The 26,459-nt window shown below is 53.3% G+C and carries 22 protein-coding genes; 11 read left to right on the top strand and 11 right to left on the bottom strand.

Features of this window, described 5'->3' with window-relative positions; genetic code table 11:
- The first annotated feature begins 94 nt into the window (after window positions 1–94).
- The 5 genes from J2X14_RS11155 (at window position 95) to J2X14_RS11135 (ending at window position 5,396) form a co-directional block, all read left to right on the top strand.
- Window positions 95–811 (top strand): DUF3053 domain-containing protein, encoded by a 717-nt coding sequence (locus J2X14_RS11155; protein WP_352411286.1) that lies wholly within the window; start codon window positions 95–97, stop codon window positions 809–811.
- 408 nt (window positions 812–1,219) lie between these two features.
- Entirely contained in the window at window positions 1,220–3,139 is a 1,920-nt protein-coding gene (locus J2X14_RS11150; protein ID WP_352411285.1) for a PTS mannitol transporter subunit IICBA, read from the top strand.
- Between the two features lie 70 nt (window positions 3,140–3,209).
- On the top strand, window positions 3,210–4,358 hold the full coding sequence (gene mtlD, locus J2X14_RS11145; protein ID WP_352411284.1) for a mannitol-1-phosphate 5-dehydrogenase: 1,149 nt from the start codon (window positions 3,210–3,212) through the stop codon (window positions 4,356–4,358).
- A gap of 68 nt (window positions 4,359–4,426) precedes the next feature.
- Window positions 4,427–4,972, top strand: a complete 546-nt coding sequence (gene mtlR, locus J2X14_RS11140; RefSeq protein ID WP_502890000.1) for a mannitol operon repressor MtlR — start codon at window positions 4,427–4,429, stop codon at window positions 4,970–4,972.
- Window positions 4,973–5,033: 61 nt separating this feature from the next.
- The gene (locus J2X14_RS11135) at window positions 5,034–5,396 is read left to right on the top strand and encodes a YibL family ribosome-associated protein (RefSeq protein WP_352411283.1); all 363 of its coding nucleotides are present in this window, start codon (window positions 5,034–5,036) and stop codon (window positions 5,394–5,396) included.
- An 18-nt stretch (window positions 5,397–5,414) separates the two neighbouring features.
- On the opposite strand, the gene J2X14_RS11130 is transcribed toward J2X14_RS11135, so the two are convergent.
- From J2X14_RS11130 to fdhD, 5 genes are all read right to left on the bottom strand, one after another.
- Window positions 5,415–6,368 carry a VirK/YbjX family protein gene (locus J2X14_RS11130; protein WP_352411282.1) on the bottom strand — a complete coding sequence of 318 codons (954 nt, stop codon included), beginning with the start codon at window positions 6,366–6,368 and terminating at the stop codon, window positions 5,415–5,417.
- A 236-nt stretch (window positions 6,369–6,604) separates the two neighbouring features.
- On the bottom strand, window positions 6,605–7,222 hold the full coding sequence (gene sodA / locus J2X14_RS11125; protein ID WP_352411281.1) for a superoxide dismutase [Mn]: 618 nt from the start codon (window positions 7,220–7,222) through the stop codon (window positions 6,605–6,607).
- Window positions 7,223–7,622: 400 nt separating this feature from the next.
- Window positions 7,623–8,006, bottom strand: a complete 384-nt coding sequence (locus J2X14_RS11120) for a hypothetical protein (RefSeq protein ID WP_352411280.1) — start codon at window positions 8,004–8,006, stop codon at window positions 7,623–7,625.
- Between the two features lies 1 nt (window position 8,007).
- On the bottom strand, window positions 8,008–9,012 hold the full coding sequence (locus J2X14_RS11115) for a hypothetical protein (protein ID WP_352411279.1): 1,005 nt from the start codon (window positions 9,010–9,012) through the stop codon (window positions 8,008–8,010).
- Between the two features lie 272 nt (window positions 9,013–9,284).
- Window positions 9,285–10,088, bottom strand: coding sequence for a formate dehydrogenase accessory sulfurtransferase FdhD (gene fdhD / locus J2X14_RS11110; protein WP_502889999.1), 804 nt, complete (start codon window positions 10,086–10,088; stop codon window positions 9,285–9,287).
- A 416-nt stretch (window positions 10,089–10,504) separates the two neighbouring features.
- Between fdhD and fdnG the strand changes: the two genes are divergently transcribed.
- The 5 genes from fdnG (at window position 10,505) to J2X14_RS11085 (ending at window position 16,728) form a co-directional block, all read left to right on the top strand.
- Window positions 10,505–13,555 carry a formate dehydrogenase-N subunit alpha gene (fdnG, locus tag J2X14_RS11105; RefSeq protein WP_352411277.1) on the top strand — a complete coding sequence of 1,017 codons (3,051 nt, stop codon included), beginning with the start codon at window positions 10,505–10,507 and terminating at the stop codon, window positions 13,553–13,555.
- Between the two features lie 12 nt (window positions 13,556–13,567).
- The gene (gene fdxH / locus J2X14_RS11100) at window positions 13,568–14,470 is read left to right on the top strand and encodes a formate dehydrogenase subunit beta (RefSeq protein ID WP_352411276.1); all 903 of its coding nucleotides are present in this window, start codon (window positions 13,568–13,570) and stop codon (window positions 14,468–14,470) included.
- Complete coding sequence (gene fdoI, locus J2X14_RS11095; RefSeq protein ID WP_352411275.1) at window positions 14,467–15,117, top strand: formate dehydrogenase cytochrome b556 subunit; 651 nt, start codon at window positions 14,467–14,469, stop codon at window positions 15,115–15,117. The genes fdxH and fdoI overlap by 4 nt, the downstream gene beginning before the upstream one ends.
- Entirely contained in the window at window positions 15,117–16,046 is a 930-nt protein-coding gene (gene fdhE, locus J2X14_RS11090; RefSeq protein ID WP_352411274.1) for a formate dehydrogenase accessory protein FdhE, read from the top strand. Before fdoI ends, fdhE begins: the two co-directional genes overlap by 1 nt.
- 70 nt (window positions 16,047–16,116) lie before the next feature.
- The gene (locus J2X14_RS11085) at window positions 16,117–16,728 is read left to right on the top strand and encodes a glutathione S-transferase (protein WP_352411273.1); all 612 of its coding nucleotides are present in this window, start codon (window positions 16,117–16,119) and stop codon (window positions 16,726–16,728) included.
- Between the two features lie 345 nt (window positions 16,729–17,073).
- Here the strand turns inward: J2X14_RS11085 and yicI are convergent, their stop codons facing one another.
- Entirely contained in the window at window positions 17,074–19,398 is a 2,325-nt protein-coding gene (gene yicI, locus J2X14_RS11080; RefSeq protein WP_352411272.1) for an alpha-xylosidase, read from the bottom strand.
- A 24-nt stretch (window positions 19,399–19,422) separates the two neighbouring features.
- Complete coding sequence (locus J2X14_RS11075) at window positions 19,423–20,826, bottom strand: glycoside-pentoside-hexuronide family transporter (RefSeq protein ID WP_352411271.1); 1,404 nt, start codon at window positions 20,824–20,826, stop codon at window positions 19,423–19,425.
- A gap of 354 nt (window positions 20,827–21,180) precedes the next feature.
- On the opposite strand from J2X14_RS11075, the gene J2X14_RS11070 reads away from it, so the two are divergent.
- On the top strand, window positions 21,181–21,882 hold the full coding sequence (locus J2X14_RS11070; protein WP_352411270.1) for a hypothetical protein: 702 nt from the start codon (window positions 21,181–21,183) through the stop codon (window positions 21,880–21,882).
- A gap of 358 nt (window positions 21,883–22,240) precedes the next feature.
- Here J2X14_RS11070 and yfaU read toward each other — a convergent pair whose 3' ends face one another.
- From yfaU to J2X14_RS11050, 4 genes are read right to left on the bottom strand one after another with little or no spacing between them, the layout of a single operon-like run.
- Window positions 22,241–23,047 carry a 2-keto-3-deoxy-L-rhamnonate aldolase gene (gene yfaU / locus J2X14_RS11065; RefSeq protein ID WP_352411269.1) on the bottom strand — a complete coding sequence of 269 codons (807 nt, stop codon included), beginning with the start codon at window positions 23,045–23,047 and terminating at the stop codon, window positions 22,241–22,243.
- A gap of 18 nt (window positions 23,048–23,065) precedes the next feature.
- A complete protein-coding gene (locus J2X14_RS11060; protein ID WP_352411268.1) occupies window positions 23,066–24,355 on the bottom strand; it encodes an MFS transporter in 1,290 nt (429 codons plus the stop codon).
- Between the two features lie 52 nt (window positions 24,356–24,407).
- On the bottom strand, window positions 24,408–25,613 hold the full coding sequence (gene rhmD / locus J2X14_RS11055; RefSeq protein ID WP_352411267.1) for an L-rhamnonate dehydratase: 1,206 nt from the start codon (window positions 25,611–25,613) through the stop codon (window positions 24,408–24,410).
- A gap of 14 nt (window positions 25,614–25,627) precedes the next feature.
- Window positions 25,628–26,410 (bottom strand): IclR family transcriptional regulator, encoded by a 783-nt coding sequence (locus tag J2X14_RS11050; RefSeq protein WP_352411266.1) that lies wholly within the window; start codon window positions 26,408–26,410, stop codon window positions 25,628–25,630.
- Window positions 26,411–26,459: the final 49 nt, after the last annotated feature.

Here is a 26,459-nt window from a genome sequence, read left to right as displayed (position 1 = left end):
TAATCGCATTGATCTATGCTTTAGACACCTTAAAAAGGCAGCGCAACGCGGCCTTATTAAACAGCAAGTTTCTTAATTTACAGGAGTAAACGCTATGACGACCGGAGTTTCCCGCGTCTGGACGCGTCTGTGGCTGCCGTTGGCAGCGATGCTGATCATTCTGCAGCTTACCGGCTGCGGTGATAAAGAAGGTGAACAGCGTAAGGCCTTTAGTGACTTTTTACAGAATACCGTTATGCGCAGCGGTGAACATTTGCCTGCGCTGAGTGAAGACCAAAAACAACGCTTTGGCGACTATGCCAGCGATTACGCCATTATTTATGGTTTTTCGCAGCAGGTAAATAAAGCGGTAGATCAAGGCCTGCGCCCGGTGGTGGATGAGCTTTCCGCGCTGCGCGTTCCACAAGATTATCTGACGCGTCGCGATGCGCTGCGTCAGACCAGCGGTACGCTGAGCGTGCTGACGCAGCAGCTGCAAAATGCGAAAAGCCAGGCGGACAGCAGTAAAGCGGCGCTGAAACAGCCGGACGATCTGAAATCCGTTTACGATCGGGCTTATACGCAGGTGGTAACACAGCCAGCGGCTACGCTGCTGCCGCTGCTGCCCGCGCTGCAATCCCTGAGTCAGGATGTGGTGCAAACAGGCGATTATCTGCAACAGCAGGGCACCCGCGTTTCTTTCAATGACAACGGCGTGCAGTTCCCTACTCAGGAGCAGGCCAGCCAGTACAATACGTTAATGAGTAATGTATCGTCGAAAGCGCAGGCGTTAACGCAGGCGCAAAGCGCAGTACAGGGCGGCCTACAATAATCTCGTCGCGGGCGTCGGATAAATTGCGATGCCCGCGTTTCGGTCCAGATCAAAGTGTGATCTGCCGCATTTTCATACAAAAGTTTATTGTGATCTTCATCACATTTTAGAAACAAACCCGCAGCGATAAAGTGTGATATTCATCACAAAAAGCAGCCTGGCCATGGCGATAATTTCAGCACTGCCGTTTTCCATAAGCGCTTTTATGTGATCTTACTCACGAAAAAGCACCTTCCCCCTCCCTAAAAAGCGTGATCTTTCTCACTTCAGGTGGCTCACTACGCAGCGTCATAAACGCGTGCTAGAGTCCGCCTGCATACAGTAATTCGACGGCTCCCCGCCGAAGCGTCTTAACAAAATCACGCGCTCTCTTATTTGTCAGCGCGTAACAATAAGGGGTGTGTTTTTATGTCCTCATCAGTCAAGGTCAAGGTTCAAAGCTTTGGTCGCTTTCTGAGCAACATGGTGATGCCCAACATCGGCGCGTTTATCGCCTGGGGTATCATCACCGCGCTATTTATCCCCACCGGTTGGATGCCTAACGAAACGTTAGCCAAACTGGTTGGCCCAATGATTACCTATCTGCTGCCGTTGCTGATTGGTTACACCGGCGGCCGTCTGGTCGGTGGCGACCGCGGCGGCGTGGTCGGTGCCATTACTACCATGGGCGTAATCGTCGGCGCAGATATGCCGATGTTTCTGGGTTCCATGATTGCGGGTCCGCTGGGCGGCTGGGCAATTAAAACCTTTGACCGCGCGGTAGACGGTAAAATCAAAAGCGGCTTCGAGATGTTGGTTAACAACTTCTCTGCCGGCATTATCGGTATGCTGCTGGCGATTCTGGCCTTCCTCGCCATCGGCCCGCTGGTACAGGGTCTCTCGCATATTCTTGCCGCTGGCGTGAATATCATGGTGCAGAACAACCTGCTGCCGCTGACCTCTATCTTTGTTGAACCGGCGAAAATCCTGTTCCTGAATAACGCCATCAACCACGGCATCTTCTCGCCGCTGGGTATTCAGCAGGCCAGCGAAGCCGGAAAATCAATTTTCTTCCTGATTGAAGCGAACCCGGGTCCAGGCATGGGTGTGCTGGTTGCCTATATGTTCTTTGGCCGTGGCAATGCGAAACAGTCCGCAGGCGGCGCAGCCATTATTCACTTCCTTGGCGGCATCCATGAAATCTACTTCCCGTATGTGCTGATGGCGCCTCGCCTGCTGCTGGCGGTGATCCTCGGCGGCATGACCGGCGTCTTTACGCTGACGCTGCTGAACGGCGGCCTGGTCTCCCCTGCTTCACCGGGTTCGATTCTCGCCGTGCTGGCGATGACGCCGAAAGGGGCTTACTTCGCCAATATCGCCGCCATTGTGGCTGCTTTCGCCGTCTCCTTCGTGGTTTCCGCCATTCTGCTGAAAACCAGCAAAGTCAAAGACGAAGACGATATCGAAGCGGCAACGCGCCGTATGCAGGATATGAAAGCGCAGTCTAAGGGCCAGGCGGGCGCGCCTGCTGCTGCCGCGATGAACGGCGATCTGAGCCACGTACGTAAAATCATTGTGGCCTGCGATGCCGGAATGGGTTCCAGCGCCATGGGTGCGGGCGTGCTGCGTAAGAAAGTGCAGGATGCCGGTCTGACGCAGATTTCCGTTACCAATACCGCGATCAATGCCCTGCCGGGCGACGTCGACCTGGTGATTACTCACCGCGACCTGACCGAGCGCGCCATGCGCCAGGCACCGCACGCGCAGCATATTTCCCTGAACAACTTCCTCGATAGCGGCCTGTATAGCGATTTAACCGCGCGTCTGGCAGAAGCACAGCGCAGCGCCAGCCATCGCGAAAAGGTCAGCGCGACCCTGAGCGACAGCTACGACAGCAGCAACGAGCATCTGTTTAAGCTGGGTGCCAGCAACGTCTTCCTCGGCCAGCACGCCGCCAGCAAAGAAGAGGCGATCCGCTTTGCCGGTGAGCAGCTGGTGAAAGGCGGTTATGTTGAGCCAGAATATGTCGAGGCGATGCTGGAACGTGAGAAACTGACGCCAACCTATCTGGGCGAATCCATTGCGGTGCCGCACGGAACGGTAGAAGCGAAAGATCGCGTGCTGAAAACCGGCGTGGTGTTCTGCCAGTATCCGCAGGGCGTACGCTTCGGTGAAGAAGAAGATGATATTGCCCGCCTGGTGATTGGTATCGCCGCCCGTAACAACGAGCATATTCAGGTGATTACCAGCCTGACCAATGCGCTGGATGATGACAGCGTGATTGAACGTCTGGCGAATACCACCAGCGTGCAGGAAGTGCTGGACCTACTGACCGGGCAGCCCGCCTGATCTGTCACTTATGTTGAGGGGCCTGCGCAATCGGCCCCTTACTCTTTTCTCTTTTGAAGGTTGAGCAACGATGAAAGCATTACATTTCGGTGCCGGTAATATTGGTCGTGGTTTTATCGGCAAACTGCTGGCGGATGCAGGTATTGAACTGGTTTTCGCCGATGTGAATCAGGCGGTGCTGGATGCGCTGAATGCGCGCCATCAATATCCGGTGCATGTGGTTGGCGAGCAGGCGCAGGTGGAAACGGTCACTGGCGTCAGCGCGGTGAACAGCACCAGCGATGACATCATCGATCTGATTGCCGAGGTTGATATCGTTACCACGGCGGTTGGCCCGCAAATTCTGGAACGCATCGCAGGCAGCATCGCGCGCGGCCTGGCCAAACGCAGTGATAGCGCTAATTCCCGCCCGTTAAATATTATCGCCTGTGAAAATATGGTGCGCGGCACCAGCCAGCTGAAACAGCATGTGCTGGCCGCCCTGCCGGAAAACCTGCACGCCTGGGTGGAAGAGCATGTCGGGTTTGTTGATTCCGCCGTGGATCGTATCGTGCCACCGAGCGAAGCGGGCAGTAACGATCCGCTGGAAGTCACCGTCGAAACCTTCAGCGAGTGGATTGTGGATAAAACCCAGTTCAAAGGCACGCTGCCGACGATTCCAGGTATGGAGCTCACCGATAATCTGATGGCGTTTGTTGAGCGTAAACTCTTTACCCTGAACACCGGCCACGCCATTACTGCTTATTTAGGCCAGTTGGCCGGGCATCAAACCATTCGCGACGCCATCCTTGATCCGGCCGTGCGCGCGGTGGTAAAAGGCGCGATGCAGGAGAGCGGCGCCGTGCTGATCAAGCGCTACGATTTCGATGAGGAAAAACATGCTGCCTATATCGAAAAAATCCTCGGCCGCTTTGAGAATCCTTATCTGAAAGATGACGTAGAGCGCGTTGGTCGTCAGCCGCTGCGTAAGCTCAGCGCCGGTGACCGTTTGATCAAACCCACGCTGGGCACGCTGGAGTATCAGCTGCCGCACGATAATCTGGTTAAAGGCATCGCCGCCGCTATGCATTATCGCAGCGCGCAGGATCCGCAGGCGCAGGAGCTGGAAGCGCTGTTGAACGCGGTGGGGCCGCAGGCCGCGCTGGCACAGGTTTCTGGTCTTGATGCCAATAGCGAAGTGGTTGCCGCTGTGGTTAAGGCCTATGCTGCAATGCCATAATGCGCACGCTGCCGATGCGGTATAACGGCGAGCAACAAGGGCACAGCCAGGCTGTGCCCGTGCGCAGAATGATAAATGTACAGGCAACAATGGAAGAGAAGCAGGCTTTTGAAAATCGGGTGCTGGAGCGCCTGAATGCCGGACGCTCGGTAAGAAGCTTCCTGATTGCCGCCGTCGAGCTGTTGACCGAAGCGGTCAATCTGCTGGTGCTTCAGGTGTTTCGCAAGGATGACTATGCGGTGAAATATGCCGTTGAGCCGCTGCTATTGGGCAATGGCCCGCTGGGTGAGATGTCCGTCAGGCTGAAGCTGATATACGGTCTTGGTGTGATTAGCCGCCATGAATATGAAGATTGCGAGCTGCTGATGGCGCTGCGTGAAGAGTTAAACCATGACGGCAGTGAATACCGTTTCAGCGATGATGAGATCTTAGGGCCTTTCAGCGAGCTGCACTGCGTTAACGCCTGGCCGCCCCGCCCTGACTTTTCTGATGATGATGAACAGCTGCGCGCCATGCAGCAGCAGCGTTATCAACAGGTGCTGCGCTCAACGATGGTGCTTTCGCTAACCGAACTGATTTCCCGCATCAGCATGAAGCAGGCCTTTAAAAAGTAGCCCCGCGTTCTGCACGCTTTTCGTGTATCCTATCGGTTATTCATCAGTACAGGTAATCGTCATGAAAGAGCAGGAAAAAGCCGAAATCAAGCGCCTCAGCGATCTGCTGGATGCGCTCAATCGTAAAGAGCCGATGTTACTGGAATCGGGCGATGCGGAGAAACTCGGCACGCTGCTGAAAGAAAAAGAAGCGCTGGTCAATGAGATCGAACGTCTGCGCGACGTGCGTGACCAGAAGCTGAGCAAAGAAGCACAGAAGCTGCAAAAATTGCCTTTCAGCCGCGCCATCACCAAGAAAGAGCAGGCGAATATGGGCGCGCTGAAAAAAAGCGTGCGCGGCCTGGTAGTGGTACACCCCATGACCGCGCTGGGTAAAGAAATGGGTCTGAAAGAGATGACCGGCTTCGCGCCTGGCGCTTTCTGAGCCGCAGGGCCGGGCGCGTTAAGCCCGGCCAGATGCGTTTCCCGCCACCACATCTGCCAGCTGCTGCTCCAGCGTATCCATAAACTCATAGCGACGGCGATATTCCGCACGTTTTTTACTGGCAATATCTTCCAGCGGTTTACGCGGCATCGCCAGCGGCAGCTGATATAACCCCTTCGGCAATGCATGGCCATTTAACGACAGCCAAAACTCACTGTAGCTGGCGTGAAACACTTCTTTTTTGCTGTGGCGATAGCGCAGGCTACGGAAAACGTGCGTATCGTCCCCTACCGCCTGAATGTGTTTAACCTGACAACGCGCAGCCAGAGTGAACAGCGTTTCCATCAATATACGTTTCGGAAACAGCCCGTGGCCCGCTTTCGTCGCCTCGCGGATCATATCGGCATTAACCGTTTTACGCGGCCCCTGCAAACCGCCAATTAATATTGCGCGCTGACCATTCTGTTCAATAAAAGAAAACGAGAGCGAAGCCAGCGTAACGGCGTTATAGAGCAGCACCAGCGTGATTTCGCCCTCACGATCGTAACGGCCGGTACTGCAAACAATATCAAACTGCTCATGGTTTTTACCCTGCAGGCTCGCCAGATTGTGATCGAGCGGCGACAGAAACAGTTGATACAGCGTGTGCGGCAGCTGCTGTAGGGTGCCGTAATGCGCCAGCAGCGCCTCTGCCCGTTGCTTAACGCTAAACAGGGAGCAGAGATAGGGACGATGAATCTTCGCTGGCAGCAGACCCTGAATAAGCAGCGCCTGACGCATCGCCGGTAGTTCAGACATCTTTTCCATATAGGAAAAAGTAGTCATTGGATAAGCCAGCGAGCGCAGCATGAACTTCAGCCGGAAACGGCGGGATTGCCAAAGTTTATTTGGCTTAAATTTGCCGCTGCTTAACTGGAAAAACAGCGAACCCATCGACACCTCAGGTGTCGGGTTTTCAGTAATCGTTGACATAATAGTTATCAGAATGGATGAATCATATGCCAATATTACGGGAGCAAATATAAACAGGACGTTAATATTGCACTAATAGCGTCAACAAGAGAGGCGTTATTTATTAATAGCCGCCAGGCATATAATTATTAAACAACAGCTCAATGAAACGTTATTTAAAATAAAAACCGGCGGGCTGTTGCCCACCGGTTTATTAACTGCTTTCAGCCTGCGCTGAATGCGCTTTCTGTCTGCGCTTATTTTGCGTTAGCAAAACGCGCGGCAGCTTCGTCCCAGTTCACTACGTTCCAGAACGCTTTGATGTAATCAGGGCGTTTGTTCTGAAATTTCAGGTAATAGGCGTGTTCCCATACGTCCAGGCCCAGGATTGGGTAGCCGGAAGCGCCGGAAATGGCTTCGCCCATCAGCGGGCTGTCCTGGTTAGCGGTAGAGACCACTGCCAGCTGATCGCCTTTTTTCACCAGCCATGCCCAGCCGGAGCCAAAGCGGGTAGCCGCTGCTTTTTCAAACTCTTCCTGGAATTTCTCAACGCTGCCGAAATCTTTTTCGATAGCCGCTTTCAGCTCACCCTGCAGGGTGGTGCCGGTTTTCAGACCTTTCCAGAACAGGCTGTGGTTGTAGTGGCCGCCTGCGTTGTTACGCAGTACGGTTTTTTTCTCTGCCGGAACCTGATCCAGTTTGGTGATCAGCTCGTCAACCGGCAGGTCAGCGAATTCGGTGCCTTCCAGCGCTGCGTTAGCATTGTTAACGTAGGTCTGGTGATGTTTAGTGTGATGGATTTCCATCGTCTGCTTGTCGAAATGCGGTTCCAGTGCGTCGTATGCGTAAGGCAAGGATGGCAGTGAATAACTCATGTTCATCATCTCCATTTATTGTAGGAGCGGCACTTTCAGTTGTAAGCACCGCGTAAGCAGTCGGATCATTATAGTTAAATTAATGATCGGGAAAAGGATTATCAATGCCCCTCTCTTTATAAGGTTATAACAGATATTGCTAACGGGTGCGCGGTTTGCTGAAGCCAGGGAAGGCGTATTGAGCGGAGGGAAAACGGTCAGGCCCCGGTATGGCCGATTGCAAAGCGGGCGACGAGGTTTTATATCAGCAGAAGTATCAGAATTGCCGTAAAGAAATGTGGCGTAACAACAAGCGTAGTTACAAATCGAGATGAGCCAGTTGTTACAAACTCGTGAGGAATACACCACGCGCCCAGGCGGCAGGCAGTACGCGCATAATGTTCTGTGAAATCATTTTACGTTATAAGAAAAAAACCACGAGGCACGGCGACGCCACCAGTAAAAGCGCTGTTGTCCATAACCAATAGAACCTGCTCATCCATTTTAAATCAGCATGATAATGCTGTTTGAAAAAATCATAAGCATTGCTATTTTCTGCTAAAAAAAAGATCTTTTTCCCTTTTTTTAAACTCAGGAAAAACTGAGATACTGGCCAGGCACCAAAAAAACCCATCATTGACTGAAATGAGTAAGGCATTGGAAAATCTAACTGACTACGTCTGTATAAATCCAGCAAGCCATAATATTTTTTTCTATTAAAGGCATAGGTAATAAAACTGCACGCCATTAATATGATGCCAATAGCACATGATGTCAGTAACAAGTATCCCACAAAAACACGCATTTTAATTACCCACCATTTCAACGAGTTTTTCGCCAGCAATTTCGCCGAACTGGCTTCCTGCATATCCACCAGCGAGCGAGCCTACAACTGCACATGCCACGCCACCCGCTCCAGCTGTTACGATACCGATAGCTGCACATGCGCCAATTCCCAGAGAAGAACCAGCGGCTCCGCCCCACAGCCCTAAGATAGTTCCTGCACCAAATTTCATATACTCTTTAAACGCAAATGTCCCGCACTCCTGTTCTCTGCCGCTGGTACAGGCAGCAACAATATCATTAGTCTTACCAGCAAAAGAAAATCCGATGCCAATATAGCCCCCTAACTTTAGATATCGCGCGGCCTTCGCCGCATTGCCAACAAACGTAGCATAGCCGGGAATGCCACTCATCCCTACCGTAGACCATTCATGAACAATCGAACGGCTGGAGAGTTTCAATGCCTTGCGCATATCGTCGTAAGGTGCAAATTTTATGGCGTGACGGGCAACCGATTTCAATAAAGGTTTATTGACCAGTTCCTTCAACTCTTCCAGCAGCTGATTACGTTCAATAAAAAACTGCTGACCAATAAGCGTACCCTGGGTGCGGAACTGGTTTTGATAGCTGACCTCGATTTTTTTCAATGTCCGCTCGATTGCAGAAAAATATTTCTCTCCTGTATCCCCTACTGTACCAAAAATTTTCCCTCCCGCCTGAGTAAGCCCTGCGATCATACCGTAGTGCTTTTGCAGAAAACTCGCTTCCCCCGTACTGACACCAATAAATGCCGCATTGGTACGCTGCTTTGCCTCTCGCAAGGTATACAACATTTGCCTGGTTAAAGGTGCCTCTGCATCGGCAACAATAACTATCTGCCCAGGCTTTAGCCACTGAGTATCAGCGTTAAGTTTTATAAATAAATTAGCTGAAGGGCTGCGAACATCGTGGAACAGTTGCCGGGCCTGAAAATCCAAAGTACCGGCTTGTTCTATAATACAATATCCAGGAACAACATTACGTGTCATAGCGCCATCCTCCATGAATGTTATGCGAATCACGTAATATTAATAATACTTAGGAAAAATTATCGCAATAAATGATTATCTCATTATCACGACTTAATGGTAATTATTTCGCAACCAACTCACCTGCGGAAAATTAAATAAACGCCGTAATTAAGTTATTGAATAAAATAACCTCGTTAAACGAATCACTATATTAACCCCATAAAAAAATAAAGCTGCCCTGTATATTACGGGCAGCTTTATTTTAATTTCAGCAGCATAAATGGGGGAACTTAACCCTGCGACCATCTCAGCCTTTGAGGATGCGTATATACCGTTGCGCGGCCTGGTTTGCTGAAACCCACCAGCGTCAGGTTGCTGCGTTCCGCCACTTCTACCGCCAGTTTGGTAGCGGCTGACACGGCAAACAAAATTTCTACGCCGCACATGGCCGATTTTTGCACCATTTCATAACTGGCGCGACTGGAAACCAGCGCCGCGCCGCGCGCCCATCCGCGACGGCTGCGATAACCCAGCAGCTTGTCCAGCGCCACGTGACGGCCAACATCTTCACAACCGCCCGTGAGTTCGCCCGTTTCCGCTATCCACGCCGCGGCATGGGTACAGCCGGTCAGTTGCCCGACGGGTTGATACTCTTTCAGCTGACGCAGCGCGTTGTCCAACTGACGTAAGTCGAATGTCTGAGTGAACGGCAGCGGCTGAATCGGCTTACCGATTTCATTGAGCTGTTCAACGCCGCATACGCCGCAGCCGGTGCGTCCAGCCATGGCCCGGCGCTGTTCTTTCAGCGCCATAAAACGGCGGCTGGAAAGCTCAATCTGCACCTCAATGCCATTACAGCCCGGCACTACATCCATGCCGTAAATCTCTTCTGGCGCAACGATAATTCCTTCTGAGAGCGAAAAGCCGAGCGCAAACGCTTCAAGATCTTTCGGCGTACTCATCATCACGACATGCGAAATACCGTTATAGACCAGCGCCACCGGCACTTCATCCGCCAGCCAGTCCTGGCAGGCATCCGCCAGCGCATCGCGCTGCCATACTTTTACTTCGCTGACGCCAGCAGGAGGCGCTATCGTCCCGGCGTTGTGTTGGGTTTCTGATTTCAATTTACGTCTACCTGGTTATAACAGCCACACGTTAAGCGGATATCTTCGGTCGCGATAAATGTGGGATTTGCACCGCAATTCTGAACCTGTGGCCCGCGTATGGCAAAAAAATCGCTACACATAAAATGCGAAAGGCTGAAACGCACTTTTTAAATGAAATATTTAAACCGAAACGCGCGCAATAAAAACTCAGAAAATTCGCCCTAATGGCAATTTATTTAATGAAACCACTAAATCAATCAATTTAGTGCATATACCTCTTTATAATTAATCGTTTAAAAAACAATAACAAAATAATTACTTATTGATGGTTGTCAAAAAAAATAGTCGTAAGAGTGTTATTTTTTGTCGTTCTGGCAATGTTTTGAGCAAAAAATAATACTATGCATATAAATAGACGCAGTTTTTTTAAAATCTGTGCGGGCGGCATGGCAGGGACAACTCTAACATTATTAGGCTTTACGCCCTCCACTGCTCTCGCAAACGTTCGCGAATATAAATTGCTTCGGGCAAAGGAAACCCGAAATAACTGTACTTACTGCTCCGTAGGCTGCGGCATGCTGATTTACAGCCGAGGCGACGGCGCGAAGAATGCCATTTCCTCTATTTATCATATTGAAGGCGATCCCGATCATCCGGTAAGCCGGGGTTCGCTTTGCCCGAAAGGGGCTGGCGTTCTCGATTATATCCACAGCGAAAAGCGCCTTAAATACCCTGAATATCGCGCGCCAGGCAGCGATAAGTGGCAGCGTATCAGTTGGGATGAAGCGTTCGATCGCATCGCCCGACTGATGAAGGCCGACCGCGATGCTAACTTCCAACAAAAGAATGCGCAAGGCACAACGGTCAATCGCTGGACAACAACCGGCATGCTTTGTTCTTCCGCAGCCAGTAATGAAACCGGCCTGCTCGATCACAAGTTTGCCCGCGCGTTAGGCATCCTGCCGCTGGAAAACCAGGCGCGTCTCTGCCACGGCCCAACGGTATCCGCGCTGGCGCCCAGCTTTGGTCGTGGCGCGATGACCAATAACTGGAACGATATCAAAAACGCCGATGTGGTTATGATCATGGGCGGCAACCCGGCGGAAGCGCATCCGGTAGGATTTAAATGGGTTATTGAAGCGAAAACCCATAATAAAGCCAAAGTTATCGTAGTCGATCCACGTTTTAACCGTTCGGCTGCGGTAGCGGATATTTTTGCGCCGCTGCGCGCCGGTAGCGACGTCGCTTTCCTGATGGGCGTGGTTAACTATCTGCTGGAGCACAACCAGATCCAGCATGAATATGTGAAAGCCTACACCAATGCCGCAATGATTGTCAGCAAAGGCTACCGCTTCGAAGAGGGTCTGTTCAGCGGCTACGACGACGCGACACGCCAGTATGATAAAAGCAGCTGGCATTATGAGCTGGACGAAAACGGCGAGGCGAAGCGCGATAACACCTTAACGCACCCGCGCTGCGTGCTGAACCTGCTGAAAAAACATGCCAGCCGCTATACGCCGAAAATGGTCAGCCGATTGTGCGGCACGTCGCAGGAGGAGTTTCTCACCATCTGCCAGACGCTGGCCAGCACCAGCGTCCCCAACCGCACCACCACCTTCCTGTATGCGCTGGGCTGGACGCATCACACCAATGGCGCGCAAATTATCCGTACCGCAGCGATTATTCAGCTGCTGTTGGGCAATATCGGTATGCCTGGCGGCGGTATTAACGCGCTGCGCGGTCACTCCAACGTTCAGGGCTATACCGACCTCGGCCTGCTGGCGCAAAGCTTGCCTGGCTATCTGCCGCTGCCTTCGGAAAAGCAAACCACGCTCGCGCAATATCTGCAACAGGCGACGCCTACCTCCCCGCTGCCTGGTCAGGTCAATTACTGGCAGAACACCGATAAGTTTTTTGTCAGCCTGATGAAAAGCTTTTACGGCGACAATGCCACGGCGGATAACCAGTGGGGCTACGACTGGCTGCCGAAGTGGGACAAAAGCTATGACTGCATGGCGCAGGCAGAGATGATGGAAGAGGGGAAATTTAACGGCTATATCATCCAGGGCTTTAACCCGCTGGCCGCCTTCCCGAATAAAAACAAAGCATTCCGCGCTTTTTCTCGTTTGAAATATATGGTGGTTATCGATCCGCTCAGCACCGAAACGGCCAGCTTCTGGCAGCACCACGGTGAATTTAACGCGGCCGATCCCGCTAATATCCAGACGGAAGTGTTTCGCCTGCCCTCCTCCTGTTTTGCCGAGGAAAACGGTTCGGTAGCGAACTCTTCCCGCTGGCTGCAATGGCACTGGGCAGCCGCCGAACCACCGGCAGAGGCGCTGCACGACGGGAAAATCCTTGGCAATATTTTCCTGCGCCTGCGCGAACTCTATCGCCAGCAGGGCGGCATCGCGCCGGAACCGCTGATGGCGATGAACTGGAACTACACCGATCCCTCGAACCCAGAGCCGGAAGAGGTGGCGCGCGAAAGCAACGGTCAGGCGTTGGCCGATATTTATGATGATAACGGCAAGCTGCTGTTGAAAAAGGGCCAGCAGCTTAACTCCTTCGCTGAATTGCGTAATGACGGCACCACCGCCAGCGCCTGCTGGATCTACGCCGGTAGCTGGACGCCGGAAGGCAACCAGATGGCGCGCCGTGACAATGCCGATCCTTCTGGCCTGGGAGCGATATCAGGCTGGGCGTGGGCGTGGCCGGCTAACCGCCGCATCCTCTATAACCGCGCATCCGCCGATCCGCGCGGCAAAGCCTGGGACCCGAAACGCAAGCTGATCGAATGGGATGGTAAGCGCTGGCAGGGCTACGATGTGCCAGATTATCCCGTCACCGCCGCGCCGGAAAAACAGGTTGGGCCTTTTATTATGCTGCCGGACGGCATGGGACATCTGTTTGCGCTGGATAAGTTAAAGGATGGTCCGTTCCCTGAACATTATGAACCGATGGAAAGCCCTGCCGGTACCAATCTGCTGCATCCTACGCAGGTTCATAGCCCGGTGGTGCGTATTTTCTCACGCGATGCCGAGACGCTGGGTCAGGCGGATAAATTCCCTTACGTCGCCACCACCTACTCGATTACCGAACTGTTCCGCCACTGGACCAAACATGCGCTACTGAACGCTATCGCTCAGCCTGAACAGTTTGTGGAGATTGGCGTGGAGTTGGCGGCAGATAAAGGTATTAAGGCGGGAGATGAGATCAAAATCAGCTCACAGCGTGGCTATATCAAAGCGAAAGCGGTGGTCACCAAACGTCTGCGCCGCCTGACCATTAACGATAAGCCGGTGGATACCGTTGGTATTCCGTGTCACTGGGGTTTTGAAGGCGCGACGAAAAAAGGCTTTTTGGCCAATACGCTGACCCCATCGGTGGGCGATGCCAACTCTCAGACGCCTGAATACAAAGGCTTTTTGGTTAACGTGGAAAAGGTGTAACGGAGAACGATTATGGCTTACCAATCACAAGACATTATTCGCCGCTCCGCGACCAACGGGTTAACGCCGCCGCCGCAGGCGCGTGACCATCAACAGGAAGTGGCGAAGCTTATTGACGTAACGACCTGTATTGGCTGCAAGGGCTGCCAGGTCGCCTGTTCGGAGTGGAACGATATTCGTGATGAACCGGGGATTAACGTCGGCGTCTACGATAACCCGATCGATATGACTGCAAAATCCTGGACGGTGATGCGCTTCTCGGAAGTGGAAGAGAACGGCAGGCTGGAGTGGCTCATTCGTAAGGATGGCTGCATGCACTGCGCCGATCCGGGCTGCCTGAAGGCGTGTCCGGCGGAAGGCGCGATTATCCAGTACGCTAACGGCATCGTCGATTTTCAGTCTGAGCATTGTATTGGCTGCGGCTACTGCATCGCGGGCTGTCCTTTCAACGTGCCGCGCCTCAACAAAGAGGATAACCGCGTTTATAAATGCACCCTGTGCGTCGATCGCGTGAGCGCAGGTCAGGAACCCGCCTGCGTGAAAACCTGCCCTACCGGCGCTATCCATTTTGGCACGAAAGCGGATATGCATCAGTTGGCGGCAGAGCGCGTCAAAGAGCTAAAAACGCGCGGTTATCAAAATGCCGGTCTTTACGATCCGGCAGGCGTTGGTGGTACGCATGTCATGTACGTACTGCATCATGCCGACAAACCGCAGCTTTATCACGGCCTGCCGGAGAATCCCGCCATCAGCCCGACGGTCACCTTCTGGAAAGGAATTTGGAAACCACTGGCGGCCATCGGCTTCGCGGCGACCTTTGCCGGTTCGCTCTTCCATTATGTGGGGATTGGCCCGAACCGCGTGCACGAGGAAGAGGACAACGCACAGCAAGAAAACGAGGAGGGTAAATCATGAAAAAACGCGACCTGATCGTGCGCTACAGCGCGCCGGAACGCATCAACCACTGGATTGTGGCGTTCTGCTTTATATTCGCCGCCTTTAGTGGATTGGGCTTTCTTTTCCCTTCGTTTAACTGGCTGTTAAACCTGCTGGGCACGCCGCAGCTGGCGCGCATTCTGCATCCGTTTATCGGGGTGGCGATGTTCCTGGCCTTTCTGCTGATGTTTTTCCGCTACTGGAAGCACAACCTGGTTAACCGTGACGACCTGGAGTGGGCAAAAAACATCCATAAAATTGCCATGAATGAGGAGGTCGGCGATACCGGCCGCTATAATTTCGGACAGAAGTGTGTATTCTGGGCTGCTATCATCAGTCTGCTGCTGCTGCTGGCGAGTGGTATTGTCATCTGGCGTCCTTACTTTGCCGCTGCCTTTCCCATTCCGCTGATCAGGCTGGCCTTACTGGTGCATTCGCTGGCGGCGGTGGGCCTGATCGTGGTGATTATGGTGCATATTTACGCCGCGCTGTGGATAAAAGGCACCATCACCGCCATGGTGGAAGGCTGGGTTACGCCGTTATGGGCAAAGCAGCACCATCCGCGCTGGTATCGCGCTGTTCGTGAGCAGCAGAACCAACTGAGAAAACAGGAAAAACGTCCCTGATGACTATTCGCATTATCCCGCAAGAACAGCTGGAGAAAAGCGACAAAACAACGGCGGATATGATTCCGCCGTTACTTTTCCCCAGGCTGAAGAATTTATACAGCCGCCGCGCCGCACGTCTGCGCCAGCTGGCGGAAAAAAATCCGCTGGGCGACTATCTGCGCTTTGCCGCTTTTATTGCCGAAGCGCAGGAAATCGTGCTTTACGATCATCCGTTGCATATGGATCTCCATGCGCGTCTGGTAGAGACTGCCGCCAGCGGCAAGCCGCCGCTGGATATTCATACTTTACCGCGCGATCCTCACTGGCAGCGCCTGCTGCATTCGCTGATTGCCGAACTCAAGCCGGAGATGACCGGTCAGGCGCTGGCGGTGCTGGAGAACCTGGAAAAAACCTCGGCTCCGGAGCTGGATGCGCTGGCCTCGGCCCTGCTTGAGCATGATTTTGCTCAGGTCAGCAGCGACAAAGCCCCCTTTATCTGGGCGGCGCTGTCGATTTACTGGGCGCAGATGGCCGCGTTAATTCCCGGCAAGGCGCGCGCCAAATATGGCGAGCAGCGGCAATTCTGCCCGGTTTGCAACAGCGTGCCGGTCTCCAGCGTGGTTCATATGGGCTCTCAGGGCGGCGGCCTGCGTTATCTGCACTGTAATTTGTGTGAAAGCGAATGGTATGTGCTGCGCGCCAAATGCACCAACTGCGAACAGACGCGCGATTTGCATTACTGGTCGCTGGAAGATGAACAAGCGTCGATAAAAGCGGAAAGCTGCGGCGACTGCGGCACCTACCTTAAAATGCTATGGCAGGAGAAAGATCCGGCGGTTGAACCGGTGGCAGACGATCTCGCCTCGCTGATTCTGGATGCGCGCATGGAGCAAGAGGGTTTTGCCCGCAGCAGCCTGAATCCGTTCCTGTTTCCCGGCACCGACTAACCGTGCGCGGCCAGGCCCATGCAGCAATGGCCTGGCCATTCCACCCCTTCACTCGTAGGGAATCACCGTAATGAAGCTTATCGGCAACTATACCAGCCCTTATGTACGTAAGATTTCCGTTCTGATGCTGGAAAAAGGCCTCCCCTTTGAGTTTGTTAACGAATCGCCCTGGATCGAAGAGAGTCCCGTTCCGCAATATAATCCGTTAGGCAAGGTTCCGGCGCTGGTCGATGACAACGATGAGTGCTGGTATGACTCGTCGATTATCGCCGCGTGGCTGGAAACCCAACCGCAGACGCCAAAATTTCTACCGGAAGCGCCTTTTGCGGCGGTAAAAATCAGGCAGTTGGAAACGCTGGCCGACGGCATCTGCGATGCGGCGTTGATTATCGTGCGTGAGCAATTGCGCCCGATCGAGCAGCAATCGCCGGAAAATATGCTGCGTCAACGCCAAAAAATTCAGCGTGGTTTGGATGCGCTGGAGCGCGAAGCGGCCAGTCAAAAATGGCTGAACACCGAACAGCTCAACCTGGCTGATATCGCTGCCGCCTGTGCCATTGGCTATCTTAATTTTCGCCATCTGGCGCCGAACTGGTGCGTTGACCGCCCGGCGCTGGTGAAGCTGGTGGAAAAAATGTTTCAGCGCGAAAGCTTTGCCCGAACGGTACCACCAGCCGCCTGATAACAACCCTGCCGGAAGCTGGTTTAACAGCGGGCTTCCGGTGATGCATTGCCTGTCCGTTCCTGCCTGCCGTTATTCATACCATTATTATTCCTGGTTATTGGCTCTGCTGTTTTCTTCTGTAATGAAGATTTAGCTTGTAACTTCCTGAAAGATAAAGCCAGGCATTACTTCTTAGCCAGAAAGAAAGCAGATAGGCTGATAAATAAGGCCGCTGGAGGGGACTGGCGTTAACCTTCTTTTAGATCGAACAATTGCAATAAACGATCGGATCCTCAAAAAAAGCCGGGTTCGATCCTGAGGATCCTCCCGGCCTTTCATCCCAAATGAAATAAACGTTTCAACTCACAATCTAATCACCAGCGTGGATTCTGCGCTGGCGGGTGTAATCACCACGCCCTGTTCTCCTGTAGCGTAGTGCCCCTGCTGCACCTCTTTCACCTCGTTAATATTACGCAGGCAAAGCGTCCAGCCCGTTGCGCAGCCTTCGCCCTGCACCGTTAGCGTTTCCCCTTCCCGCCGCGCCTTCAACGTAAACAACGTCGCGCCATCGGCGGCAGGAACCTCACATTGCGCTTCGCATCCATCCTCAAGGCTAAACAGCTGGAAAGCGGTGCCGGTATGCCACTCATAGTCCGGCTGGCGATCGTTATTGCCCAGCGCCAGCAGCGTATTGCCACGGACATAAAGCGGCAGGCTTAAGAAGCCGTGTTGTTGTTTATGCCAGCGGCCGCCCTGCGTCTCATGATTATTGAGCAGATGCGTCCAGCGCCCTTCCGGCAGCCAGAACGCGACGTCGCCCGCATCGCTGAATACCGGCGCCACCAGTAGCGAATCGCCTAACATATACTGGCGGTCCAGATAGTCACAGCCGGGATCGTCAGGGAACTCCAGCATCATGGCGCGCATCATCGGCGTTCCGGTCTCATGCGCCAGCGCCGCCTGACGATAAAGATAAGGCATCAGCCGACACTTCAGTTGAGTGAAATGGCGTACTACATCGCAGGCTTCGTCATCGTAAGCCCAGGGCACGCGATAGGATTTACTGCCGTGCAAACGGCTGTGGCTCGACAGCAGGCCGAACGCGCACCAGCGTTTATATACTTCAGCCGGAGCGGTATTTTCAAAGCCACCAATATCGTGGCTCCAGAAGCCGAAGCCCGACATGCCCAGTGATAAGCCGCCGCGCAAGCTTTCCGCCATTGATTCGTAATTGGCATAGCAGTCGCCGCCCCAGTGTACCGGGAACTGCTGCGCGCCAACGGAAGCGGTACGGGCAAACAGCACCGCTTCTTCTTCTCCCAGCTCCTCTTTCAGTACGTTCCACACCAGCTGGTTATAGATAAAGGCATAGTGGTTGTGCATTTTCTGCGGATCGGAGCCGTCATGCCACAGCACATCGACAGGGATGCGTTCGCCAAAGTCGGTTTTGAAACAGTCCACGCCCATCCGCACCAGGCGCCTTAAATGCCCGGCGTACCATTCGCAGGCCTCAGGGTTGGTAAAATCAACAATCCCCTGGCCGGGCTGCCATTTATCCCACTGCCAGACCGCGCCGTCAGGCCGCTTCAGCAAATAGCCCTGTTGGCGTCCTTCCTGAAACAGCGGCGATTTCTGGCCGATATAGGGATTGATCCATACGCAAATTTTCAGGCCGCGCGCCTTTAGCCGTCGCAGCATGCCTTGCGGGTCGGGAAAGGTGGCGGGATCCCATTCAAAATCGCACCACTGAAAAGCTTTCATCCAGAAACAGTCAAAGTGGAAAACGTGCAGCGGAAGCTGCCGCTCCGCCATGCCGTCGATAAAACGGTTAACCGTTTCCTCGTCATAATTGGTGGTAAAGGAAGTGGTCAGCCACAGGCCGAATGACCAGGCGGGCGGCAATGCCGGACGTCCGCTCAGGCGCGTGTAACGATCCAGCACCGCTTTGGGCGTCGGGCCGTCAATCACAAAGTATTCGAGATATTCTCCGGCGACGCTGAACTGCACTTTTGATACTTTCTCTGAGCCCACCTCAAAGGAAACACATTCCGGATGGTTAACCAGCACGCCATAACCGCGGTTAGTCAGGTAAAACGGAATGTTTTTATACGCCTGCTCAGTGCTGGTGCCGCCGTCGCGGTTCCAGGTCTCTACTGTCTGGCCGTTTTTTACCAGCGCGGTGAAGCGTTCGCCGAGGCCATAAACCGTTTCGCCTACGCTCAGATCGAGCCGCTCAAACACATGGGTGGAGCGCGTATTATTATCCTGCACATAGCCGCTGTTTTTATACGCGCTGCCGGTGATGCGTACGCCATCGCGTAGGAAATCCAGCGCCCAGCCGTCGCCTTTGATGACTCTGACGCTCAGGCTGCCGCTGGTCAGGCTGGCGTATTGCGCATTGTTTTCCTGCACGGTAGCCACATCGCTACGCAGGTTCAGCGGATAGTGCGGCCCTTTATCCACCCCGCCCTGAAAATGCTCAAGCCGCACGCCGATAATCCCCTCCTGCGGCGAGAAAAAGCGCAGCGTAAACAGCGGCGTATCCAGCTGTCCGGCGCGTTCGCTGACATCTTTTGTCCCGGCGTACAGCACCATCTCGTTCCCCTGCTGCTCAACGTCGAATACCTGCAGCGGATGAATCAGAGAAAGGCCCGGCTGGATCAGCCAGTTACCGTCGCTAATTTTCATTTTTTTATCCTCTAAAAGCTTGAATCATTTAGAAACCGGCGCGTTGTCGAAGCGCTCCTGGCACGCAGGCGCATCCTGCGGCTCGGATGACGACTTTTGCGCCAGCGCAGCCAGAATCGTTTTTAGCAAGGGTGTTTTCAGGGTGTAGTAGCGTTTCGCCACCAGCGCGCTGATCAGGTAGCAGAGGCCTGGAATCAGGGTAAACAGCGCAATAATAATGCTGATGGTGGTGCTGTTTTGCGCCGCGGCCCCAGCCTGATAGCCGCCGCCCGCCAGCATCCAGCCGATAAGCGCGCCGCCAACCGCCAGACCAAGCTTCAACACAAACAGCGTGCCAGCAAAGCTGATGCCGGTGAGGCGCTTGCCGTTGCGCCATTCGCCATAATCCACGGTATCGGACATCATCACCCACTGAATCGGCGTCACCAGCTGGTGCAGCACGCCAATCACAAAGATGAAAATAAACATAGTGGTGCTGGCCTGTATCGGCACAAAGAACATCGCTGCGCTCAGCACCGCCAGCGCCGCGTTGGCCCACCAGAAAATAGTGACTTTGCATTTCCAGTCGGTCAGCGGTTTCGCTAATGCGCTGCCGATCAGATTGCCAACGCAATAGGTGGTCAGGAAAAGGGTAAACAGCGCGGGTGATCGCATAATCCAGGTAACGTAATACATCATCGCGCCGCCGCGAATTGAGACCGCCATAATATTCAGCAACGTCAGTACGCCCACCACGCGCCATTGATCGTTTTGCCAGATATCGCGCAGGTCTTCACGAATCGGCGTGGTATTTGGTGGCGCCTGTACGCGCTCTTTAGTGGTCGCAAAGCAGATCGCCAGCATAATAAACGCCACGCCAGCCAACAGCGCGATGCCCCACTGAAAGCCAAAGGCTTTATCGTCGCCGCCGATTAACGTCACCAGCGGCATCATCAGTACGGTTGACAGCATTCCGCCCGCCGTCGCCAGCACAAAGCGCCAGGATTGCAGCGAAATACGCTGTTCGGGATTATTGGTGATGACGCCGCCCAACGCGCAGTAGGGAATATTCACCACGGTATACATCAGGGTCAGGAGCGTATAGGTCACCGCAGCGTAAATCATTTTGCCATTAAGGCTGAGATCGGGCGTGCTATAGGCAAACACGCAGGTAATGCCGAACGGGATCGCGCCAAACAAAATCCAGGGACGAAATTTGCCCCAGCGGCTGCGGGTGCGGTCAGCGATGAGTCCCATACAGGGATCGGAAACGGCATCCAGCACACGCGCCAGCAGAAACAGCGTGCCGACAAATCCGGCGGGAATGCCAAAGATATCGGTATAGAAAAACATCATATAGAGCATAACGTTATCAAACACGATGTGGCTGGCGGCATCCCCAAGGCCATAGCCAATTTTTTCCTTAACGGAGAGGTTCCCTTCACGCATCACAGTTATCCTTCGCCTTACGGCGGTAACGGGTTGGTACCGATCTTGTAAGCGATTGGCGCAGCAGGTTGTATTCTGTTTTCTGGTTATCAAATTACGTTTCTTGATAACTGTGATCGGGGTAGCTTTACGAGTTAATGAGGGAATTATTTTTAATATTCTCATAAAAATAATTTTACTTTTTTATTTACCGTTATCAGTTAATTAATGAATTTAGTTAATCCCTTATTATTTCTCTCAATAGACCCTACTCTTGCTATATTTCATCACGTACTTTTTGTATGGAACTTGCATCTCGATACAAACAATTGTATAAGTGCCTGCTGGTGCTTTTTTAATCAGGGAGATGACGTTATGAACAGGGAGTTCTTAAGAAGGATTGAATCTGACAGAGTGCTTGCAGGATATCTTGAAAGGGGATATGACGCTTTTAATAACAAATCTAAAGATACAATAAATAATCTACACGCTGGTTTGCAACGAATGATATGGTATACCTCCTGTACACTGGACGATTATAAAGATGTATGTTCTGAGTTAACACACGAGGATATCAGAGCCTTCAAAAACATTAGTTATCATTTTAACCACCGCGACGCTTATATAAAAACTATCGAGATATTCTTTGATTTTTTAATCAAAGATTTATCTCCCCCACAGCTCAAGGTATTAAAAAGTAAACTTAAAACCGGGGCCATCAAGGCACTTACCGGCCTGGCGGGTAACTATGCATCTACGGGCGCGACAAACCGAGCGCTGGTATATGGTTTAGCCAGCGCAGCGTCTGTGAGCAGAAATTTTAGTGCTCATATTACCCCTTCTCTTAGAAGTATCAACTTGTTAAGCTTAGTTGAACACTATGGCCTGTTACAAAAGCGACTTCAGGCTGCTCATCGTTTAGAAAAATTGGATCCGGCTTTCTATAAAGTATTGTATTATTACAAATTAGAAGGGTTATATTATTATGCAGAACCAAAAATAAAAAAATATTTAGGCGCTGGCAGACCACGCTCTGAGCAAGAAGTATATCAGGCAATAAAAGAGATTTTATCATGAAATTGTTGAAGAGAATGTTAAAAGATATATGGGCTGATTTATCTGTCTATATAATGATAGGGTTAATCGCGCTGGCCGCATGGATTGCAGGAATATTTTTCCCAAACTATGTAGGCATCGTAATCTTGATATCTATTATTGTAGTGATATTTGTTTTTTATAAATACTTAATTAAATAAGGTAATCTTACGCATAATGGAAATCTGGCGTTAACAGAATAGCTTTTTCTTTTTAAGCTATTCGCTAACGCATAGGTAGCTTAACGGCCCGACGTCAGACATTGTTGCTAAAAAAGCGCCAATGGGACGTCGGCGCGAATGGGTTAGCCGCCATCCGTTATTTTACCGATGGCGTGTAGTTAATAGCTTCCCTGCTGCTTTTGCGCTGCTGCCGCGCCCGGTTTGAACATCGCCAGCCGACGATCCAGCGCGTCGCTGTAAAGCATGGTATCCACGCCGACCGCAACAAAATTCGCCCCCCACTGCAAACATTTTTGCGCCATTGTCGGATCGACGGCGAGGAAACCGGCGGCCTTGCCCGCTGCGCGGATGCGTTCAATGCTCTCTTTAATAATCCGCTGCACTTCAGGGTGCCCGGCGTTATCGGGGTAGCCCAGCGAGGCGGAGAGATCCGCAGGCCCGATAAACACGCCATCGATCCCGTCAACATCCAGAATGGCATCCAGATTTTCCAGCGCGGTTTTACTTTCCACCTGTACCAGCAGACAAAGCGACGCATTGGCCTGCGCCATATAGTTTTCCACTCTTCCCCAACGCGCAGCGCGGGCCACGCTGGCACCTACGCCACGCTCGCCCACCGGCGGATAGCGCATCGCGGAAACCACCTGACGCGCCTGCTCCGCGGTATCCACCATCGGGATCAGCAGCGTTTGAGCGCCAATATCCAGCGTCTGCTTAATTAAACTTTTGCTGCCCTCAATTGGCCGGATAACCGGATGGCTGGCGTAAGGCGCCACCGCCTGCAGCTGGTGATAGAGATCCTGTACGGTGTTCGGCGCATGTTCGCCATCAAGCAACAGCCAGTCATAGCCTGCCGTTGCCGCAATCTCAGCCATATAAGAGGTGGTAGAGCTTAGCCACAGGCCGATCTGCACTTCTCCCTGGCGTAACTTTTCTTTAAAAGGGTTGGATAATACGGTTTTCATAGTGATCCTTATGACGAATTAATGATGCGCTGCGCCCACCGCTGACGGAGGCCGCTGGATATTTAGCGTCAAGATAATGCCGGTGCCGATAATGGCGATACCGGCCAGCGTCAGTAAGCCTGCGGCACCGCTGGCAAACAACGTTTCTGCCTGGACGCGCAGTATCGGCGCGACAAAACCGCCGATGGCGCCAAAGAGATTGATAAAGCCGATGCCCGCCGCCAGCGCCCGACCCGATAACAGCTGCCCCGGCATCGTCCAGAACACCGGCTGAACGGCGATCAGGCCTGCGGCAGCGACGCACAGCGCCATCATCGCCAGCACCGGTGACACCAGCCCGGAAAGGCCTACGCCAATCGCCGCGGCCAGTAAGGTCAGGGCGGCAATGTTGCGGCGCTCGCCCGTGCGATCGGAATAACGGGGAATAAGCCAGGTCGCCAGCAGCGCCGCAATCCACGGAATGGCGGTCACGACCGATGCGGTAAAACCCACTTTGGTGCCCAGCAGCGCGGCGACCTGGGTCGGCAAAAAGAAAATCAGGCCATACACGGCGATCTGGATTGTCAGGTAGATGATGCCCAGCTGCCAGACATGGCCATTGCGCAGGGCTTCAGAGAGGCGCGATGTCGCCTTCTGCTGCTCTTCGCTCGCCAGCTGTTTCACCAGCACGGCCTTCTCTTCAGCGCTGAGAAAACGCGCCTGCTGCGGCGTATTGTCCAGCCAGAAAAAGGTGAATATCCCGGCGGCGATCGCCAGCAGCCCTTCAATAATGAACATCCAGAACCATCCTGGATGACCGAGAAAGCCGTGCATTTCCAGCAGCGCGCCTGAAAGCGGCGAACCCAGCGTTAAAGCCAGCGGCGCGCCCATGTAGAACAGTCCCATAATGCTGGCGCGCGTACGCTGCGGGAACCACTGCGAAGTAAGGTAAATCATACCGGGAAAGAATCCGGCCTCAGCGGCGCCCAACAGCGTGCGAACCATCAGGAACTTCGCTTCGGTATCCGCCCACGCCATAGCGGCAGAGAGGCCGCCCCACAGCAGCGTCGTCACGCCAATCCAGTTCTTTGCGCCAAACCGACGCATCAGCAGGTTGGCCGGGACGCCGAGAAAGGCATAGACCACAAAGAAAATACCTGCCCCCAGCGCGTAGGCCTCATTACTGAGGCCGGTATCAAGTTGATACGTCTCTTTGGCAAAGCCGATATTAGAGCGATCGAGAAAAGCCAGGATATAGAGCGCCAGCATAAAAGGGATCAGGCGCGCACGGTTCTTTTTCACTACCACATCAAGCAAAGTCATATTCATTGCAGGATCCTCACGAGATGAGGGCGCCGCCGTAAAAGCAGCGCACGGGCCGTTAGTGGCAATAAGGACGTTTCAGATGGCAATCGCGGTTCAGCTCCACGCCAAAGCCGGGCTTATCCAGCGCGCTTTTGTGAATGCGTCCCGCCTGCGGAACCGGCTCATCAAGCAGAATGGGATCAAACTGCGGGCGCAGCGATGCGCAGTCCGGGCTGGTCATTAAAAATTCGCTGAACGGTGTGTTGGTGAAAGTAATCACCGCATGGTGCGAATAAACGGAAGAGCCGTGCGGCACCACCAGTTGTCCACGCGCTTTGGCGATGGCGGCGATTTCCACCAGCGTTGTTAAGCCGCCGCACCAGCCCACGTCGGGCTGCATAATATCGATGCCGGTCTCCGCCAGGGTGCGGAAGGATTGCAGCGTGCCGTGATGCTCGCCGCTGGTGACCATCATGCCCGGCGGCACGCTGCGCTTCAGCTCCCTGTAGCCTTCATATTGTTGCGGAGGCAGGCACTCTTCGATCCATTTGAGGTTAAACGGCGCGCAGGCGTGAGCCAGCTTTGTGGCGTAATTAACATCCTGGCTCATCCAGCAGTCGAGCATCAGCCAGAAATCGGGGCCGCATTTTTCACGGAATTCCGCCACCATCGCCGCATCTTTACGGATGCCCGCGTCACCATCGTGCGGCCCCCAGTGGGTAGGCATTTTTCCGCCGATAAACCCCATCTCTTTCGCCAGATCGGGGCGCGCGCCGGTGGCATAAAACTGGATTTCATCACGTACCGCGCCGCCCAGCAGCTTATAAACCGGTAAGCCCACCACTTTGCCGAACAGATCCCACAGCGCCAGGTCAACGCAGGAAATCGTATTCATCACCACGCCGCCGGAGCCGGAATAGTACATGGTTGCGCCCAGCATCTGATCGTGTATCAGTTTGATATCGCTAACGCATTTCCCTTCGATAAAGCGGCTCAGGTGTTTTTCCACCATAAAACAGCCCATTTCGCCCGCGGTTGAAACGGCAAAACCGGTCTGGCCGTTATCCGCTTCGATTTCAACCACTAACGTGCCCAGCACATTAATGCCAAAGGACTGGCGCGACTGCTCATAGGCGCGGTATTTGCTCATCGGCGTAGCGATATGATCGTCAATCCAGTGATTGTTGCCCTGATCGTGATAATCGCCGCCGCCTGCGCCTTTATCTGCCGTTGCGCCGCCGGTGAACCAGGCGCGGATATGTTTGATTTTAGGTAGGGTCATGATGTTCTCCTTGATTATGAGGCGAGTCGATCGAAGGGGCTTTTCCATCCCAGCAGCCGAGAAATATCTTTGGCGCAGGCAATCGCCTTACCGGCCAGATAATCGCGGTTCTCTTCGTTGATTTGTAAACGGGTGCCGACCACGGAAATCGCTGCCGTCAGCTTGTTATTGGCATCGAATACCGGCGCGGCGACGCAGCGCACGTCGGGGTAATCTTCCCCGTTATCAAAGCTCCAGCCGCGCTGACGAATCCGCTCAAGCTCCATATGTAGCTGTTGCGGGTGACGCAGGGTGGTGGCGGTGGCGGGTTGCCAGACCAGCTGATCAATAATGGCTTCACGGAGGGTGGCAGGCTGCCAGGCCAGCAGGCACTTGCCGATACCGGAGCGATAAAGCGACAGGCTTTTTCCCTCATGGGAGCGCACGCTAATGGTGGAGGGAGATTCCACCTTCAATATGTAATAGGCATTCTCATGATCGAGAATGCCGAGATGGCATAAAAAACCGGTCTCATCCATCAGCTGCGTCAGACGCGGCCGCGCCAGCTCGCGCAGATCCAGTTTGCTTAACGCATGTTCCGCCAGCTCAACCAGCTTCATCCACAGGCAATAGTTTTCCTGCTGGTCGGTGCTGATAAGCCGTTGCTTTTTTAACTCGTTCAGCAACAGATAGGCGGTGCTTTTCGGGATGCCCAGCGTTTCAATAATGGTGGTTGCGCTGCACGGCCCGATACGCGCAATAAGGTTAATAATTTCGATCGCCCTGCTCAGAGCGGGTACTTTGCTTGATTCCGGCATACTGGACTCCAGTCTGAAATACTGGAATCAGTGTCATCATTCACGGCGG

This window comes from Mixta sp. BE291 (assembly GCF_031457955.1).
Classification (GTDB): Bacteria; Pseudomonadota; Gammaproteobacteria; order Enterobacterales; family Enterobacteriaceae; genus Mixta.
This window is presented reverse-complemented; position numbering and strand designations above follow the sequence as displayed.

What these genes read in the sequence shown, in the direction of transcription:
- mtlD (WP_352411284.1), top strand. Translation starts at nt 3,210, where the DNA reads ATGAAAGCATTACATTTCGGTGCCGGTAATATTGGTCGTGGTTTTATC.
- J2X14_RS11060 (WP_352411268.1), bottom strand. Translation starts at nt 24,355, where the DNA reads ATGAATATGACTTTGCTTGATGTGGTAGTGAAAAAGAACCGTGCGCGC.
- J2X14_RS11155 (WP_352411286.1), top strand. Translation starts at nt 95, where the DNA reads ATGACGACCGGAGTTTCCCGCGTCTGGACGCGTCTGTGGCTGCCGTTG.
- J2X14_RS11150 (WP_352411285.1), top strand. Translation starts at nt 1,220, where the DNA reads ATGTCCTCATCAGTCAAGGTCAAGGTTCAAAGCTTTGGTCGCTTTCTG.
- J2X14_RS11050 (WP_352411266.1), bottom strand. Translation starts at nt 26,410, where the DNA reads ATGCCGGAATCAAGCAAAGTACCCGCTCTGAGCAGGGCGATCGAAATT.
- J2X14_RS11130 (WP_352411282.1), bottom strand. Translation starts at nt 6,368, where the DNA reads ATGTCAACGATTACTGAAAACCCGACACCTGAGGTGTCGATGGGTTCG.
- J2X14_RS11135 (WP_352411283.1), top strand. Translation starts at nt 5,034, where the DNA reads ATGAAAGAGCAGGAAAAAGCCGAAATCAAGCGCCTCAGCGATCTGCTG.
- fdnG (WP_352411277.1), top strand. Translation starts at nt 10,505, where the DNA reads ATGCATATAAATAGACGCAGTTTTTTTAAAATCTGTGCGGGCGGCATG.
- J2X14_RS11120 (WP_352411280.1), bottom strand. Translation starts at nt 8,006, where the DNA reads ATGCGTGTTTTTGTGGGATACTTGTTACTGACATCATGTGCTATTGGC.
- fdxH (WP_352411276.1), top strand. Translation starts at nt 13,568, where the DNA reads ATGGCTTACCAATCACAAGACATTATTCGCCGCTCCGCGACCAACGGG.
- yicI (WP_352411272.1), bottom strand. Translation starts at nt 19,398, where the DNA reads ATGAAAATTAGCGACGGTAACTGGCTGATCCAGCCGGGCCTTTCTCTG.
- mtlR (WP_502890000.1), top strand. Translation starts at nt 4,427, where the DNA reads ATGATAAATGTACAGGCAACAATGGAAGAGAAGCAGGCTTTTGAAAAT.
- yfaU (WP_352411269.1), bottom strand. Translation starts at nt 23,047, where the DNA reads ATGAAAACCGTATTATCCAACCCTTTTAAAGAAAAGTTACGCCAGGGA.
- rhmD (WP_352411267.1), bottom strand. Translation starts at nt 25,613, where the DNA reads ATGACCCTACCTAAAATCAAACATATCCGCGCCTGGTTCACCGGCGGC.
- J2X14_RS11075 (WP_352411271.1), bottom strand. Translation starts at nt 20,826, where the DNA reads ATGCGTGAAGGGAACCTCTCCGTTAAGGAAAAAATTGGCTATGGCCTT.
- fdoI (WP_352411275.1), top strand. Translation starts at nt 14,467, where the DNA reads ATGAAAAAACGCGACCTGATCGTGCGCTACAGCGCGCCGGAACGCATC.
- J2X14_RS11115 (WP_352411279.1), bottom strand. Translation starts at nt 9,012, where the DNA reads ATGACACGTAATGTTGTTCCTGGATATTGTATTATAGAACAAGCCGGT.
- J2X14_RS11085 (WP_352411273.1), top strand. Translation starts at nt 16,117, where the DNA reads ATGAAGCTTATCGGCAACTATACCAGCCCTTATGTACGTAAGATTTCC.
- fdhE (WP_352411274.1), top strand. Translation starts at nt 15,117, where the DNA reads ATGACTATTCGCATTATCCCGCAAGAACAGCTGGAGAAAAGCGACAAA.
- J2X14_RS11070 (WP_352411270.1), top strand. Translation starts at nt 21,181, where the DNA reads ATGAACAGGGAGTTCTTAAGAAGGATTGAATCTGACAGAGTGCTTGCA.
- sodA (WP_352411281.1), bottom strand. Translation starts at nt 7,222, where the DNA reads ATGAGTTATTCACTGCCATCCTTGCCTTACGCATACGACGCACTGGAA.